Here is a 16029-nt window from a genome sequence, read left to right on the forward strand (position 1 = left end):
CGATTAGTCATCTTCCTTATGCTGTAAGCTGCTCACAGGAGGATTACATGGCTGGCTGGCATCTTGATACCAAAATGGCGCAGGATATCGTGGCGCGAACCATGCGCATTATCGACACCAACATTAACGTCATGGACGCCCGTGGTCGCATCATCGGCAGCGGCGATCGCGAGCGTATTGGTGAATTGCACGAAGGCGCGCTGTTGGTGCTTTCTCAGGGCAGGGTGGTGGACATTGATGATGCGGTTGCCAGGCATCTGCACGGCGTGCGTCAGGGGATCAACCTGCCGCTGCGACTGGAGGGCGAGATTGTTGGCGTCATCGGACTGACTGGCGAACCGGAGACGCTGCGTAAATATGGCGAACTGGTGTGCATGACCGCCGAAATGATGCTCGAACAGTCACGTCTGATGCATCTTTTGGCGCAGGATAGCCGCCTGCGTGAAGAGCTGGTGATGAACCTGATTCAGGCGGAAGAGAATACGCCCGCGTTAACCGAATGGGCCCAGCGTCTGGGCATCGATTTAAACCAGCCGCGCGTGGTGGCGGTGGTGGAAGTGGACAGCGGGCAGCTTGGGGTGGATAGCGCGATGGCTGAGCTTCAGCAATTGCAAAATGCGTTGACCACGCCCGAGCGAAATAACCTGATTGCGATTGTCTCACTGACTGAAATGGTGGTGCTGAAACCGGCGCTGAATCAGTTTGGCCGCTGGGATGCGGAAGATCACCGCAAACGCGTCGAGCAACTTATCGCGCGAATGAAAGAGAACGGACAACTGCGTTTTCGCGTCTCGCTGGGTAACTATTTTACCGGGCCGGGCAGTATTGCACGTTCTTACCGCACGGCGCGCACCACCATGATGGTGGGAAAACAGCGCATGCCGGAAAGCCGCAGCTACTTTTATCAGGACCTGATGCTGCCGGTACTGCTCGACAGCCTGCGCGGCGGCTGGCAGGCCAATGAGCTGGCCCGCCCGTTAACGCGGTTAAAGGCGATGGATAACAACGGATTACTCAGGCGCACTCTCGCGGCGTGGTTCCGCCATAATGTGCAGCCGCTGGCAACATCGAAGGCGCTGTTTATTCACCGTAATACGCTGGAGTACCGCCTGAATCGCATTTCAGAATTAACGGGGCTGGATTTAAGTAATTTTGACGATAGGTTGCTGCTGTATGTGGCGTTGCAGCTGGATGAGCAGCCGTAGCTGAACCGCGGACCACCCTCACCCTAACCCTCTCCCTGAGGGAGAGGGGACTGACTGTGCACAACGGTTATTTCGCGCGCCGGTTTTCTCCCTCTCCCTGTGGGAGAGGGCCGGGGTGAGGGGCTATTTATTCCGCGTCAGTTTTTCCAGATCCGCTTCAATCTCGCTGATCTTATTGGTCACCACCGACTCCAGGTGACGCAGATCGTCCAGGATCTTACGCTTCAGATCCACCTCGGTACGATCGCGCTGGCAAATCTGATCCAGTTCATCAATCACATAGCGCAGGTTAGGGCTTATCTCCTGCACCTCTTTGTAACCCTGCCCAACGCCGTCGGCGGCAACGGTTTTGCGCTGACGCGGATACTTAAACTTCACGCTTTTAGCGAAAAACTCACCCTTATCCTTCTGGAAGTAGATTTTCAGGATATCGTTGTTGGCTTCCTGCCGGAGGCTGTAACGATCGATTTCATCAGGATTGGTAATGCCCAAACTTTTCAGATTATCGTACATAGCGGTACCTCAAAAGGAGTCAGTTAATTTTGATTATCTTATCATCCAGCCCGGTGGCCCCGGCTCGACTGAGATCGCACGAAAGCCTTTTTGCCCGACTATTATCATGGCGTAAAAATTAGAAAATTACCTGTTTTATCTTAGCGATACCCCACGGTACCGGTTCGCATGCGGTCTTTTCATCATTCATATAGTCAACGACGGGTTGCCAGTCGAGAATGCTGTTGTAGAGACCGTGTTCATTGAGCGTGAGGCCGAAGCGCTGGTGGAGGATGTCGTGCAGACCGTGACAGTGGGAGGTATGGAACCCGCCATCAAGGCCGACGATATCATAACCAAGCAACCGCTCATTTTCATTGTGCTCTTCCGGTTGCATAACACTCAGTTTCTGATGAATGCCCGGTGCACCTTCCATCACGCCGCGAGGTTGCCATGAATCGATAAATCGTAAGGTGTCTTTTTCGGAGAAATACAAAGCAAGAAGATAACAGTGGCTTAAATCAGGAAAAAAAGTTTGCTTGTACTCAATGGCGGTATCGGCATCCATGAAGAGATCGGGCCAACCTATTTTTTCACGCTCATAATTTTCATTGGCCCAGACACAAATTTGTTCCCATCTCTCACTATTTAAAGAAAATGCAGCGGCAAGATGTTCACTTATTGTCGACGTGGCGTCGTAAAGAGCATTTTTATCAAAACCGAGCCAGCAGTACGACCAATCATCGAGAAGGCTTTCATTAAAACAGGTACTGCAGGTGAGTAACGGTTTACCATTCAATTGTGGCTGTGAATGTTTAATTGGCAAACAATGCAATAAAAGATAGCCGCCCAGATAATAATCCATCATTTTCTCTCCCTTTAAACCAATTCCAGAATCGTCACTTCAGGCCGGCAGTTCAGCCGCAATCCATATAAGCTTCCCACGCCGCGCGTCGTGTAGATTTGTCGTTCGCCACACGCATTCAGCCCTGCGACATACCTTTTGTCCTCGACGGGCGCAAAAGGTTCGCCAATCAGCGGGATGTGCATTTGCCCACCGTGGGTATGCCCACACAGCATCAAATCCCATATGCCATCGCGCAGTACTGCTTTGCTATCGGGATTATGTGCCAGCACCAGGCGCGGTAATATGCCGTTGCGCCAGCCGGGAACCGCTGCGCTGTTACATTGCCCACACCATAAATCGCCCACGCCGGTTAATTCAAATTGTTGTTTCCCCTTGGTAATAACCGTGGTGCGATTAAATAAAGGCGTTACACCCGCATGGATAATTGCCTGACTTATCGCATCATTGTGCGGGCTGCCAACTTTGTGGTCGTGGTTGCCGAAACAGGCAAAAACCGGCGCGTGCGCGGCCAGTGGCGAGAGTACCTGAATGAATGCCGGAAAATTCAGCGGCATATCAAATAATACATAATCGCCACCCAACAGAATGAGGTCAGGATCGTGTGCAAGCCCCAGAGTGATTGCTTCTGAAATCAGGGATAAAGGAACATAACGCGAGTAATGAAGATCCGCCAGAAACAGGATTTTAAAGGGGGGCGTAGAAGGTGAGGGAGAATGAAAGAAAGGGATTCGCTGGTGGATAACCTCAAGCCAGCCTGGCTCCCAGTAATGGGCGTAACTTATACCGCTTGCGGCGCCAAGCGTAGCGGCTGCCCCTAACAGAAAACGTCTGCGAGAAATCATTGGTCGTCCATGATGTAAAAACGGGTGACTTCATGTCACCCGTTGTCGCGATGATTAATCGATCGTGCGCAGCAGTTCGTTAATGCCCACTTTACCGCGGGTTTTGGCGTCCACTTTCTTCACGATAACCGCGCAGTACAGGCTGTATTTGCCATCTTTCGACGGCAGGTTGCCGGAGACGACAACGGAGCCCGCCGGAACGCGACCATAGAAGACTTCGCCGGTTTCGCGGTCGTAGATTTTGGTGCTCTGACCCAGGTATACGCCCATGGAGATAACAGAGCCTTCTTCGACAATCACACCTTCGACTACTTCAGAGCGCGCGCCGATGAAGCAGTTATCTTCGATGATGGTTGGGTTAGCCTGCAGCGGTTCCAGTACGCCGCCGATGCCGACGCCGCCGGACAGGTGAACGTTTTTACCGATTTGCGCGCAGGAGCCAACGGTTGCCCAGGTATCAACCATAGAGCCTTCGTCAACGTAGGCACCGATGTTAACGTAAGACGGCATCAATACGGTGTTGCGAGCAATATACGCACCCTGACGAACGGCCGCTGGCGGCACCACGCGGAAGCCTTCTTTCTGGAAGCGCGCTTCGTCGTAGTCGGCGAATTTCATCGGCACTTTATCGAAGTAGCGGCTTTCCGCACCATCGATAACCTGGTTATCGTTAATACGGAAAGAGAGCAGAACCGCTTTCTTCAACCACTGGTGAGTGACCCACTGGCCGTCAATTTTTTCAGCGACACGCAGCGCGCCGGAATCCAGTAATGAAATAACCTGGTTTACCGCTTCGCGGGTTACGGTGTCGACATTGTTTGGGGTAATGTCGGCGCGACGCTCGAAAGCGGACTCAATAACGTTCTGTAATTGCTGCATTGTTACTCTTTCCATCTGTGTAAAAAAAATGATTACCCTTTATCGTTTGGATTGAGGGCTGCTGTCAACCGTTGTTGTACCTCTAATTGCAGCGCATTATTAAGCGCACGCCGGTCGGCAGTGGCGATTATAAATAAATCTTCTACTCGTTCACCAATTGTCGTAATTCTGGCTCCGTGAAGGGAAATTCCGAGGTCAGCGAACACTTTCCCGACGCGCGCTAACAGACCTGGCTGATCGAGCGCAATCAGTTCAAGAAATGATTTTCGGTCCGTATGGGTTGGCAGGAAACTCACCTCGGTATCGACGGAGAAGTGACGCAATTTTGCCGGCTGGCGACGCGGCTGCGGCACCTGCCAGCTACGTTGGGTAATCGCCTGTTCCAGCCCAAGACGGATAGCCTCATGGCGATCGGATGAGAGCGGGCTGCCGTCGGGCTCCAGCACGATAAAGGTATCCATCGCCATGCCATCGCGGGTGGTGAAAATCTGTGCGTCGTGCACGCTAAGGTTACGTCTGTCCAGCTCGCCGCATACCGCCGCAAAGAGGTAAGGGCGGTCCGGGCTCCAGATGAAAATCTCGGTGCCGCCACGGGTGGCCTGTGGGCTTAACAGGATCATCGGTTTCGCGAGATCGTGCTGCAACAGATGTCGGGCATGCCAGGCGAGTTGATTTGGCGTATGGCGTACAAAGTAGTTGGCGCGGCAGCGGTTCCAGATTTGATGCAGCTTCTCTTCGTCGATGTTATCCATGCGCAGCAGGGCCAGCGCCTGCATCTGATGATGACGCACGCGCTCGCGCATATCCGGCGTATTATCCATTCCCCGGCGCAGCTGTTTTTCGGTGGCGAAATAGAGTTCGCGCAACAGACTTTGCTTCCAACTGTTCCACAGGGTTTCATTGGTGGCACAAATATCGGCAACCGTCAGACACACCAGATAACGCAGACGGTTTTCCGTTTGCACAATTTCAGCGAACTGTTTAATCACTTCCGGGTCCTGAATATCACGCCGCTGGGCGGTGACGGACATTAACAGGTGATGACGTACCAGCCAGTCAACCAACTGCGTTTCACGGGAGTTCAGACCGTGCAGTTCGGCGAATTTCAGCACGTCTTCCGCGCCAAGAATCGAGTGATCGCCCCCGCGTCCTTTGGCGATGTCGTGGAACAGCGCGGCCATCAGAATCAGTTCGGGATGGGTAAGACGCGGCCAGAGATCGACACACAAAGGGTGGCGCGGGCGCGTCTCTTCTTCGGCAAAGCTTTCCAGCTTGAGCAGCACGCGAATGGTGTGTTCATCCACCGTGTAGGCGTGGAACAGGTCAAACTGCATCTGACCGACGATATGCGACCACTGCGGCATGTAGGCCCACAGCACGCTGTGGCGATGCATTGGCAGCAGGCCGCGTTTCACCGCGCCGGGGTGGCGCAGCATGCTAAGGAAAATCGAGCGGGCTTCCGGGATATAGCACAGCGGCTGCGCCAGATGACGACGTGCATGGCGTAGGTGGCGCAGGGTCGTGGAGTAAATTCCGGTAATAGTGCTGTTGCGCACCATAAGAGAGAACATGCGCAGAATCGCCTGCGGTTCGCGCATAAACAGCGTGTCATCGCGCAGGTCGATTAGCGTGCCGCGTAACTGGAAATCATCGTCAATCGGACGCGGTTTTTCATCTTCCGTCAGGGCAAGAATCGCTTCATCAAACAGCTGAAGCAGCATGTGATTGAGCTCGCCGACGCGACGCGTCACGCGGTAAAAATCTTTCATCATGTGCTCAACCGGCTGATTGCCTTCGCCGCCGTAGTTCAGGCGCTGGGCGACGCTTAGCTGACGGTCGAACAGCAGGCGGTTGTCGTAGCGGTTAAGTTCCAGATGCAGTGCAAAGCGGATGCGCCACAGCAGATGCAGACACTCATTGAGCTCATTGCGCTCGGCTTCAGTCAAAAAGCCAAAACCAACCATTTCATCAAGCGATGTGGCACCAAAGTGTCGGCGGGCGACCCACTGTAAAGTGTGGATATCGCGCAAGCCACCGGGGCTGCTTTTAATATCCGGCTCAAGGTTATAGCTGGTGCCGTGGTAGCGCTGGTGGCGCGCGTTTTGCTCTTCCACTTTCGCCGGGAAGAATTTTTCTGATGGCCAGAAGCCTTCGCTGAAAATGTGTTTTTGCAGTTCCAGGAACAGGGCGACGTCGCCAATCAACAGGCGTGATTCAATCAGGTTGGTGGCGACGGTCAGGTCTGAAAGACCTTCCAGCAGGCACTCTTCCAGCGTTCGTACGCTATGACCCACTTCCAGTTTGAGATCCCAGAGGAGCGTTAACAGCTCGCCAATTTTCTGCGCCTGCTCATCGGGCAGTTTCTTACGGCTTAAAATCAGCAGGTCGATGTCCGAGAGCGGGTGCAGCTCACCGCGCCCGTAGCCGCCAACGGCAACCAGCGCCGCATCTTCCACATCGCCAAAACCGTACTGAAGCCACAGGCGTTGCAGGAGCTGGTCGATGAATTCGGTGCGTGCTTCGATGAGCTGTTCGGCGGAAATTCCGCTATCAAAGGCTTCACCCAGCCAGCGCTGGAAATCATCAAGATGGGATTTGATTGTGACCATGTTCAGCGCATCCGCAGGCCAGGTACCGGGATTTTGCGGCTGATTGGGAAGGGTGGGGAGTGCGGTATTCGCGAGCTGTTCAGGAAGAGTATTCATTTATGTTTGCGCCACCCATGTAAAAAGCCGGATGACGGCGCAAGCGCCTTATCCGGCCTACGGGATAGTGCAATTTGTAGGCCTGATAAGATGCGAAAGCATCGCCATCAGGCAAATCAATTATTCGTCGTGCGAGATGACAGCCGGGATGGTGTCATCCTTACGCAGCGTCAGAATTTCGCAGCCGTTTGCCGTTACCACAATAGTATGCTCGTACTGAGCAGACAAGCTGCGATCTTTGGTTTTTACCGTCCAGCCATCTTTCATGGTGCGGATGCGGTAATCACCGGCGTTCAGCATCGGTTCGATGGTGAAGGTCATGCCTTCTTTAAGCACGACACCGCCGTCATCTGCATCATAGTGCAGTACCTGCGGTTCTTCGTGGAAGCCGCGACCAATACCGTGGCCGCAGTATTCCCGCACCACAGAGAAACCTTCTGCTTCCGCGTATTTCTGGATTGCCGCGCCGATGGTGCGCAGGCGGATGCCTGGTTTTACCATCTTGATGCCCAGATAAAGGCTTTCCTGGGTGACGCGGCACAGGCGCTCGCCCAGAATAGTTGGTTTACCGACGATGAACATTTTTGAGGTGTCACCGTGGAACTCGTCTTTAATCACGGTCACATCAATGTTGACGATATCGCCATCTTTCAGGTGCTTAGCATCATCCGGGATCCCGTGGCAAACCACTTCATTGATGGAGATGCAGACTGATTTTGGATAACCGTGGTAGCCGAGGCAGGCGGAGATCGCATGCTGGTGGTTGACGATCCAGTCGTCACAGATGCGATCCAGTTCGCCGGTGCTTACGCCCGGTTTGATGTGCTGCTCGATCATCTCCAGCACTTCGGCTGCCAGACGACCCGCGACGCGCATCTTTTCGATTTCTTCAGGTGTTTTAATAGAAATAGCCATGGAGTTTGTCCATCAGGGTCGAATTTATCGACAATAATTGTGTAAGTGCTATCAATGTTAACAGTCTGAAGCATCCACTACCAGATTGAGAATCAGTTACAGCATAGAGTGCCAACAAGTATTGGTGTCGGCGGCGTATTTGTGGTATAAAGCGCGCCGGACTTCCGTTCCATTTGATATACACAGAATGGACTGAAGCGACAATCTCACTTTGTGTAACAACACACACGTATCGACACATGTTCCGGGGTGCCCTTCGGGGTCGGTAATATGGGATACGTGGAGGCATAACCCCAACTTAATCTATAGAGGTTTTAAATCATGGCAACTGTTTCCATGCGCGACATGCTCAAGGCTGGTGTTCACTTTGGTCACCAGACCCGTTACTGGAACCCGAAAATGAAGCCTTTCATCTTCGGCGCGCGTAACAAAGTTCACATCATCAACCTTGAGAAAACTGTACCGATGTTCAACGAAGCTCTGGCTGAACTGAACAAGATCTCTGCTCGTAAAGGTAAAATCCTTTTCGTTGGTACTAAACGCGCTGCAAGCGAAGCGGTGAAAGAAGCTGCTAACAGCTGCGACCAGTTCTTCGTGAACCATCGCTGGTTGGGCGGCATGCTGACTAACTGGAAAACCGTTCGTCAGTCCATCAAACGTCTGAAAGACCTGGAAACTCAGTCTCAGGACGGTACTTTCGACAAGCTGACCAAGAAAGAAGCGCTGATGCGTACTCGTGAGCTTGAGAAACTGGAAAACAGCCTGGGCGGTATCAAAGACATGGGCGGCCTGCCGGACGCACTGTTCGTCATCGATGCTGACCACGAGCACATCGCTATCAAAGAAGCGAACAACCTGGGTATTCCAGTGTTCTCTATCGTTGATACCAACTCCGATCCAGACGGCGTTGATTTCGTTATCCCGGGTAACGACGATGCAATCCGTGCTGTAACCCTGTACCTGAGCGCTGTAGCGGCTACCGTTCGTGAAGGCCGTTCTTCTGACCTGGCTTCCCAGGCTGAAGAAAGCTTCGTAGAAGCTGAGTAATAAGGAACGCTCGTTAGAGCCCCCTTATAGACCAGGTAGTATCAAGTTTGGTTAAGGGGCCCTTTATGGCCCCTTTTTCACTTTTTTAAATCCGTTCGGTTATCAGGCCGGGCGGATCACTCTTCCGAGGATTTTAGAATGGCTGAAATTACCGCATCCCTGGTAAAAGAGCTGCGTGAACGTACCGGCGCAGGCATGATGGATTGCAAAAAAGCACTGACTGAAGCTAACGGCGACATCGAGCTGGCAATCGAAAACATGCGTAAATCTGGCGCGATCAAAGCAGCTAAAAAAGCAGGCAACGTTGCTGCTGACGGCGTGATCAAAACCAAAATCGAAGGCAACTTCGGCGTGATTCTGGAAGTTAACTGCCAGACTGACTTCGTTGCTAAAGATGGTGGTTTCCAGGCGTTCGCAGACAAAGTTCTGGACGCAGCTGTTGCTGGCAAAGTGACTGACGTTGAAGTCCTGAAAGCACAGTTCGAAGAAGAGCGTGTTGCACTGGTTGCTAAAATCGGTGAAAACATCAACATCCGTCGCGTTGCAATCCTGGAAGGCGACGTTCTGGGTAGCTACCAGCACGGTGCGCGCATCGGTGTTCTGGTTGCGGCTAAAGGCGCAGATGAAGAGCTGGTTAAACACCTGGCAATGCACGTTGCTGCAAGCAAACCAGAATTCGTTAAACCAGAAGACGTGTCTGCTGAAGTGGTAGAGAAAGAATACCAGGTACAGCTGGATATCGCGATGCAGTCTGGTAAGCCGAAAGAAATCGCAGAGAAAATGGTTGAAGGCCGCATGAAGAAATTCACCGGCGAAGTTTCTCTGACTGGTCAGCCTTTCGTCATGGACCCGAGCAAAAACGTGGGCCAGCTGCTGAAAGAGCACAACGCTGACGTGACTGGCTTCATCCGCTTTGAAGTGGGCGAAGGCATCGAGAAAGTTGAAGCTGACTTCGCAGCAGAAGTTGCTGCAATGTCTAAACAGTCTTAATTGTACTGTTCGGAGCCGCCTCAGGGCGGCTCCTTTTTGTACCCGTCATGTGAAAATCAGCCAGCTCTTATAGGGGCAAATCGGCAGGAAGCGCATGATGTCACCTGATTTAAATCATCCCATTCGTGACACTCGCAGGAAAGAAAATGGCTACCAACGCAAAACCCGTCTACAAACGCATTCTGCTTAAACTGAGCGGCGAAGCATTGCAGGGGACTGAAGGTTTCGGTATTGACGCAAGCATCCTTGACCGTATGGCGCAAGAGATTAAAGAACTTGTTGAACTGGGCATTCAGGTTGGCGTAGTGATTGGCGGCGGTAACCTGTTCCGCGGTGCAGGTCTGGCGAAAGCGGGTATGAACCGCGTTGTGGGCGACCACATGGGCATGCTGGCCACGGTAATGAACGGCCTGGCAATGCGTGACGCACTGCATCGCGCCTATGTGAACGCTCGCCTGATGTCTGCCATTCCGCTGAACGGCGTGTGCGACAACTACAGCTGGGCAGAGGCGATTAGCCTGCTGCGCAACAACCGCGTGGTGATCCTCTCCGCGGGTACCGGTAATCCGTTCTTCACAACCGACTCCGCAGCCTGCCTGCGCGGTATTGAAATCGAAGCCGACGTGGTACTGAAAGCCACCAAAGTCGACGGTGTGTTTACCGCTGACCCGGCGAAAGATCCTACGGCGACCATGTACGAACAGCTGACTTACAGCGAAGTACTGGATAAAGAACTGAAAGTCATGGATCTGGCGGCGTTTACGCTGGCTCGTGACCACAAATTGCCGATTCGCGTCTTCAACATGAACAAACCTGGCGCACTGCGTCGTGTGGTCATGGGCGAAAAAGAAGGCACTTTAATCACGGAATAATTTCCGTCGAGGCCAAATACGGGTAAGATTCCGCTTTAATCATGCGGGTCACTTACCCGGTGGCATATTTTAAACAGGACTATACTTAGCGCATCTGTGCTACCGTCTGGTCTGACTGAGACAAGTTTTCAAGGATTCGTAACGTGATTAGCGATATCAGAAAAGATGCTGAAGTGCGCATGGACAAATGCGTAGAAGCGTTCAAAAACCAAATCAGCAAAATACGCACGGGTCGTGCTTCTCCCAGCCTGCTGGACGGCATCGTCGTTGAGTATTACGGCACCCCGACTCCGCTGCGTCAGCTGGCGAACGTCACTGTAGAAGATACCCGTACGCTGAAAATCAACGTGTTCGATCGCTCTATGGGCCCGGCTGTAGAGAAAGCGATTATGGCGTCTGATCTTGGTCTGAACCCAAGCTCTGCAGGCACCGACATTCGCGTTCCGCTGCCGCCGCTGACTGAAGAGCGTCGTAAAGACCTGATCAAAGTGGTGCGCGGTGAAGCTGAGCAGGGGCGTGTCTCTGTGCGTAACGTCCGTCGTGACGCGAACGACAAAGTGAAAGCGCTTCTGAAAGACAAAGAGATCAGCGAAGATGACGATCGCCGTTCTCAGGATGACGTGCAGAAACTGACCGACGCGGCTATCAAGAAAATTGACGCGGCGCTGGCAGAGAAAGAAGCGGAACTGATGCAGTTCTAATCTGCATTTGTTTGCAGGAATAACGCCGTACAGGAAGCGTATCGCTTTGCTGGCGGCGTTTTGCATTTATACTCTTCACCCTTCAAGTCGCTAAGCTGGACCTTTCATGAAGCAAATAACCGTTCTTGGCTCAACGGGCTCAATTGGCTGTAGCACGCTGGATGTTGTACGCCATAACGCTGACCATTTCTCCGTTGCCGCGCTGGTTGCCGGTAAAAACGTCGATCGCATGGTCGAGCAGTGTCTGGAGTTTTCCCCGCGTTTCGCGGTGATGGATGACGCCCATAGCGCCGAAGCGGTGAAAATCGCTCTGCGTGAACACGGTAGCCGCACCGAAGTGATGTGTGGGCAACAGGCGGCGTGTGAAGTGGCTGCGCTGGACGATGTTGATCAGGTGATGGCCGCCATCGTTGGCGCGGCGGGCCTGGTCCCGACGCTTGCCGCTATTCATGCCGGCAAAACGGTTTTACTGGCGAACAAAGAGTCCCTGGTGACCTGCGGACGCCTGTTCCTGGAAGCGGTGAAAGCCAGCGGCGCGCAACTTTTACCGGTCGACAGCGAACATAACGCCATCTTTCAGAGTTTGCCGCAAACTTTTCAGCAAGACCTGGGGTACGCTGATCTCGGGCAGCATGGCGTCACGTCCATTCTGCTTACCGGGTCTGGTGGTCCGTTCCGTGAGACGCCAATCAGTGAACTGCGCGCAATGACGCCGGATCAGGCTTGCCGTCATCCGAACTGGTCGATGGGACGTAAAATTTCCGTCGACTCTGCCACCATGATGAATAAAGGTCTCGAATACATTGAAGCCCGCTGGCTGTTTAACGCCTCCGCTGCGCAAATGGAAGTGGTGATTCATCCACAGTCGGTGATTCACTCGATGGTGCGCTATAAAGACGGCAGCGTCATTGCACAACTCGGCGAGCCGGATATGCGCACGCCTATCGCCAATGCGATGGCCTGGCCTGGACGTGCGGAATCCGGCGTTAAGCCGCTCGATTTCTGCAAACTGGGCGCGCTGACGTTTAGCGAACCGGATTACGATCGTTATCCTTGCCTTAAGCTGGCGATGGACGCGTTCGAGCAGGGGCAGGCGGCGACAACCGCATTGAATGCGGCGAACGAAATTACCGTTGCTGCATTCCTGGATTCGCAGATTCGCTTTACCGATATTGCGGCGGCGAACCTGGCTGTGCTTGACGCGATGTCGCTTACAGAGCCTCATTCCGTCGATGAGGTGCTGGTAATTGACGCGCATGCGCGTGATGTGGCGCGAAAACAAGTGACGCGTTTCGCAAGCTGAGGATTATCAGCCTGTGAACTGTCATGGTATTTGTTAGCGTCTGGCTTCAGTGATATAGTCTGCGCCACCGATTGCGCCTCTATTTTCAGGGGCAATCGTGCAAGCCGTGCTTCAACACGGCTTTTTTGCGACAGAAATATCAGTATTCCGGGGTACCGCTCATTCCTTTTCATGGACTAAAAACGCGTTATGTTGTCTGCTAATCAACCAATCAGCGAAAATGTGCCTGCCCACGGGTGTCGCCATGTGGCTATCATCATGGACGGCAATGGTCGCTGGGCGAAGAGACAAGGGAAGATTCGCGCCTTTGGACATAAAGCTGGGGCGAAGTCTGTTCGCCGCGCCGTGTCGTATGCGGCGAATAATGGCATTGAGGCATTAACCCTTTATGCGTTCAGCAGTGAAAACTGGAACCGCCCCGAGCAAGAAGTTAGCGCATTGATGGAGCTTTTCGTGTGGGCGCTTGATAGCGAAGTAAAAAGCCTGCATCGCCACAATGTGCGGTTGCGTATCATCGGTGATACCAGCCGGTTCAATGCCCGCCTACAGGAGCGCATCCGTAAAGCGGAAGCGTTAACCGAAAATAATTCCGGGCTGACGTTAAATATCGCCGCTAATTATGGTGGGCGTTGGGATATTATTCAGGGAGTTCAGCGACTGGCTGAACAGGTTCAGGAAGGGTTACTCCGTCCCGACAACATCAGTGAAGATCTGCTGAGTCAGCAAATCTGCATGCATGAACTGGCTCCCGTAGATTTAGTAATTAGGACAGGGGGAGAACATCGCATCAGTAATTTTCTTATCTGGCAAATTGCCTATGCTGAACTTTACTTTACCGATGTTCTTTGGCCCGATTTCGATGAACAAGACTTTGAGGGTGCGCTGCATGCTTTTGCAAATCGTGAGCGACGTTTCGGCGGCACCGAGCCTGGTGGCGAATAGGCCTGATGGGGGTAGCTTTTGCTGAAGTATCGCCTGATTTCTGCATTGATTTTAATACCCGTTGTTATTGCGGCGCTGTTTTTGCTGCCGCCAGTCGGGTTCGCCATTGTTACGCTGGTCGTCTGTATGCTGGCCGCGTGGGAATGGGGACAACTGAGCGGATTTAGCTCGCGTACGCAGCGGGTATGGCTGGCGGTACTTTGCGGCCTGTTGTTGGCGGTGATGCTCTTCTTGCTTCCGGAGTATCATCATAATCTCCATCAACCCGTTGTTGAGATTTCGCTCTGGGCCTCGCTTGCGTGGTGGATTGTGGCGCTGGTGCTGGTTCTGACCTATCCAGGGTCAGCCGCGTCGTGGCGTCATTCGAAGACGTTACGTCTGCTGTTTGGCTTGCTGACTATCGTGCCGTTTTTCTGGGGCATGGTGGCGTTGCGCGCATGGCACTACGACGATAATCACTACAGCGGTGCGCTGTGGCTGCTGTATGTCATGATCCTCGTATGGGGTGCGGATTCCGGCGCGTATATGTTTGGCAAACTGTTTGGCAAACATAAGCTGGCGCCTAAAGTTTCGCCGGGGAAAACCTGGCAAGGATTCATCGGTGGCCTGTTAACGGCTGCGGTTATTTCCTGGGCCTATGGATTGTGGGCAAATCTGGACGTAGCCCCCTCAACGCTATTAATATGCTCCATTGTCGCTGCGCTGGCATCTGTGCTTGGCGATTTGACCGAGAGCATGTTTAAACGTGAAGCCGGCATCAAGGACAGTGGACATTTGATCCCCGGCCACGGCGGAATTCTGGACCGTATTGATAGCCTGACGGCGGCGGTTCCGGTCTTTGCGTGCTTGCTGTTGTTAGTTTTCAGGACGATTTAACGGATGGGTCTATGCTGAGCATACTCTGGAATCTGGCGGCATTTATTGTTGCCCTGGGTGTATTGATCACCGTCCATGAATTTGGTCACTTCTGGGTTGCTCGCCGCTGTGGCGTTCGCGTAGAGCGTTTTTCAATTGGTTTTGGGAAATCGCTCTGGCGTCGCGTTGATAAACACGGCACCGAATTTGTTATCGCCCTTATCCCCCTGGGCGGCTACGTTAAAATGCTGGATGAGCGCGTCGAGCCGGTTGCACCGGAGATGCGCCACTTCGCATTCAACAATAAAACGGTCGGCCAACGCGCCGCCGTTATTGCTGCCGGCCCTGTCGCCAACTTCCTTTTTGCCATCTTCGCTTACTGGCTGGTGTTTATCATCGGCGTCCCTGGCATTCGTCCGGTTGTCGGTGAAATAACCCCCAATTCGATTGCGGCAGAAGCACAAATTGCACCTGGTACGGAACTAAAAGCCGTAGATGGTATCGAAACGCCTGATTGGGATGCAGTGCGTTTGGCGATGGTCGCTAAAATTGGCGACGAGCGCGCCACCCTCACTGTTGCCCCTTTCGGAAGTGAACAGCGCCAGGATAAAATCCTGAATTTGCAGCACTGGGCGTTCGAACCGGATAAAGAAGATCCTATCGCTTCACTCGGTATTCGCCCGCGCGGTGCGCAGATTGAACCTGTCCTTGCCGAGATTCAGGCCGACTCTGCTGCCAGCAAAGCCGGTTTGCAAGCGGGCGACAGGATCGTTAAAGTCGATGGTCAACCGCTGGAAAACTGGATGATGTTTGTCACGCTGGTGCGTGATAATCCCGGTAAAGGCCTGCGGTTAGATATCGAAAGGCAGGGGAGTCCCTTGTCTTTAACGCTGATACCGGATACAAAACACGGTAACGGAAAGGCGGAAGGGTTTGCGGGTGTGGTACCAAAAGTTATCCCGCTGCCTGACGAATACAAAACAGTGCGCCAGTACGGGCCGTTCAGCGCCATCGCCCAGGCCACGGATAAAACGTGGCAGTTGATGAAGCTGACGGTTAGCATGCTGGGAAAATTGATCACCGGTGACGTCAAACTGAACAACCTCAGTGGGCCGATTTCGATCGCTCAGGGGGCTGGGATGTCAGCGGAGTACGGGTTGATTTACTATCTGATGTTTCTTGCGCTCATCAGTGTAAATCTGGGCATCATCAACCTGTTCCCGCTCCCCGTGTTAGATGGGGGCCATCTGCTGTTTTTGGCGATTGAAAAGCTGAAGGGCGGTCCGGTATCCGAGCGAGTTCAAGACTTTAGTTATCGCATTGGCTCAATATTGCTGGTGTTGTTAATGGGGCTTGCACTTTTCAATGATTTCTCTCGGTTATGAGAGTTAGTTAGGAAGAACGCATAATAAC

15 protein-coding genes are annotated in these 16029 nt (G+C 53.0%); 9 read left to right on the top strand and 6 right to left on the bottom strand.

Features of this window, described 5'->3' with window-relative positions; all coding sequences use genetic code 11:
* The first annotated feature begins 47 nt into the window (after positions 1-47).
* Complete coding sequence (cdaR, locus tag F0Q32_RS11505) at positions 48-1205, top strand: DNA-binding transcriptional regulator CdaR (RefSeq protein WP_015965852.1); 1158 nt, start codon at positions 48-50, stop codon at positions 1203-1205.
* A gap of 123 nt (positions 1206-1328) precedes the next feature.
* On the opposite strand, the gene F0Q32_RS11510 is transcribed toward cdaR, so the two are convergent.
* The 6 genes from F0Q32_RS11510 to map form a co-directional block, all read right to left on the bottom strand.
* Positions 1329-1718 (bottom strand): DUF3461 family protein, encoded by a 390-nt coding sequence (locus tag F0Q32_RS11510; protein WP_015965851.1) that lies wholly within the window; start codon positions 1716-1718, stop codon positions 1329-1331.
* A gap of 118 nt (positions 1719-1836) precedes the next feature.
* Complete coding sequence (locus F0Q32_RS11515; RefSeq protein WP_149463171.1) at positions 1837-2565, bottom strand: hypothetical protein; 729 nt, start codon at positions 2563-2565, stop codon at positions 1837-1839.
* 11 nt (positions 2566-2576) lie between these two features.
* The gene (gene yaeI, locus F0Q32_RS11520) at positions 2577-3407 is read right to left on the bottom strand and encodes a phosphodiesterase YaeI (protein ID WP_149463172.1); all 831 of its coding nucleotides are present in this window, start codon (positions 3405-3407) and stop codon (positions 2577-2579) included.
* Between the two features lie 54 nt (positions 3408-3461).
* Complete coding sequence (gene dapD, locus F0Q32_RS11525; protein WP_108476970.1) at positions 3462-4286, bottom strand: 2,3,4,5-tetrahydropyridine-2,6-dicarboxylate N-succinyltransferase; 825 nt, start codon at positions 4284-4286, stop codon at positions 3462-3464.
* 32 nt (positions 4287-4318) lie between these two features.
* Positions 4319-6991, bottom strand: coding sequence for a bifunctional uridylyltransferase/uridylyl-removing protein GlnD (gene glnD, locus F0Q32_RS11530; RefSeq protein ID WP_149463173.1), 2673 nt, complete (start codon positions 6989-6991; stop codon positions 4319-4321).
* A 120-nt stretch (positions 6992-7111) separates the two neighbouring features.
* Entirely contained in the window at positions 7112-7906 is a 795-nt protein-coding gene (map, locus tag F0Q32_RS11535; protein ID WP_108476968.1) for a type I methionyl aminopeptidase, read from the bottom strand.
* 321 nt (positions 7907-8227) lie between these two features.
* Here map and rpsB point away from each other — a divergent pair, with 321 nt between their 5' ends.
* From rpsB to rseP, 8 genes are all read left to right on the top strand, one after another.
* A complete protein-coding gene (gene rpsB / locus F0Q32_RS11540) occupies positions 8228-8953 on the top strand; it encodes a 30S ribosomal protein S2 (protein WP_015965847.1) in 726 nt (241 codons plus the stop codon).
* Between the two features lie 138 nt (positions 8954-9091).
* A complete protein-coding gene (gene tsf, locus F0Q32_RS11545; protein WP_015965846.1) occupies positions 9092-9943 on the top strand; it encodes a translation elongation factor Ts in 852 nt (283 codons plus the stop codon).
* A gap of 146 nt (positions 9944-10089) precedes the next feature.
* The gene (gene pyrH / locus F0Q32_RS11550; RefSeq protein ID WP_015965845.1) at positions 10090-10815 is read left to right on the top strand and encodes a UMP kinase; all 726 of its coding nucleotides are present in this window, start codon (positions 10090-10092) and stop codon (positions 10813-10815) included.
* Positions 10816-10958: 143 nt separating this feature from the next.
* Positions 10959-11516: a ribosome recycling factor gene (frr, locus tag F0Q32_RS11555; protein ID WP_015965844.1), complete on the top strand. Its 558-nt coding sequence runs from the start codon at positions 10959-10961 to the stop codon at positions 11514-11516.
* A gap of 106 nt (positions 11517-11622) precedes the next feature.
* Complete coding sequence (gene ispC / locus F0Q32_RS11560; protein ID WP_149463174.1) at positions 11623-12819, top strand: 1-deoxy-D-xylulose-5-phosphate reductoisomerase; 1197 nt, start codon at positions 11623-11625, stop codon at positions 12817-12819.
* Between the two features lie 189 nt (positions 12820-13008).
* The gene (gene ispU, locus F0Q32_RS11565) at positions 13009-13761 is read left to right on the top strand and encodes a (2E,6E)-farnesyl-diphosphate-specific ditrans,polycis-undecaprenyl-diphosphate synthase (protein ID WP_149463175.1); all 753 of its coding nucleotides are present in this window, start codon (positions 13009-13011) and stop codon (positions 13759-13761) included.
* 18 nt (positions 13762-13779) lie between these two features.
* Positions 13780-14637, top strand: a complete 858-nt coding sequence (gene cdsA / locus F0Q32_RS11570) for a phosphatidate cytidylyltransferase (RefSeq protein ID WP_149463176.1) — start codon at positions 13780-13782, stop codon at positions 14635-14637.
* 11 nt (positions 14638-14648) lie between these two features.
* On the top strand, positions 14649-16001 hold the full coding sequence (gene rseP / locus F0Q32_RS11575; protein ID WP_149463177.1) for a sigma E protease regulator RseP: 1353 nt from the start codon (positions 14649-14651) through the stop codon (positions 15999-16001).
* Positions 16002-16029 lie beyond the last annotated feature (28 nt).

This window comes from Pseudocitrobacter sp. 73, assembly GCF_008369545.1.
In the GTDB taxonomy this organism is placed as follows: Bacteria; Pseudomonadota; Gammaproteobacteria; order Enterobacterales; family Enterobacteriaceae; genus Pseudocitrobacter; species Pseudocitrobacter vendiensis.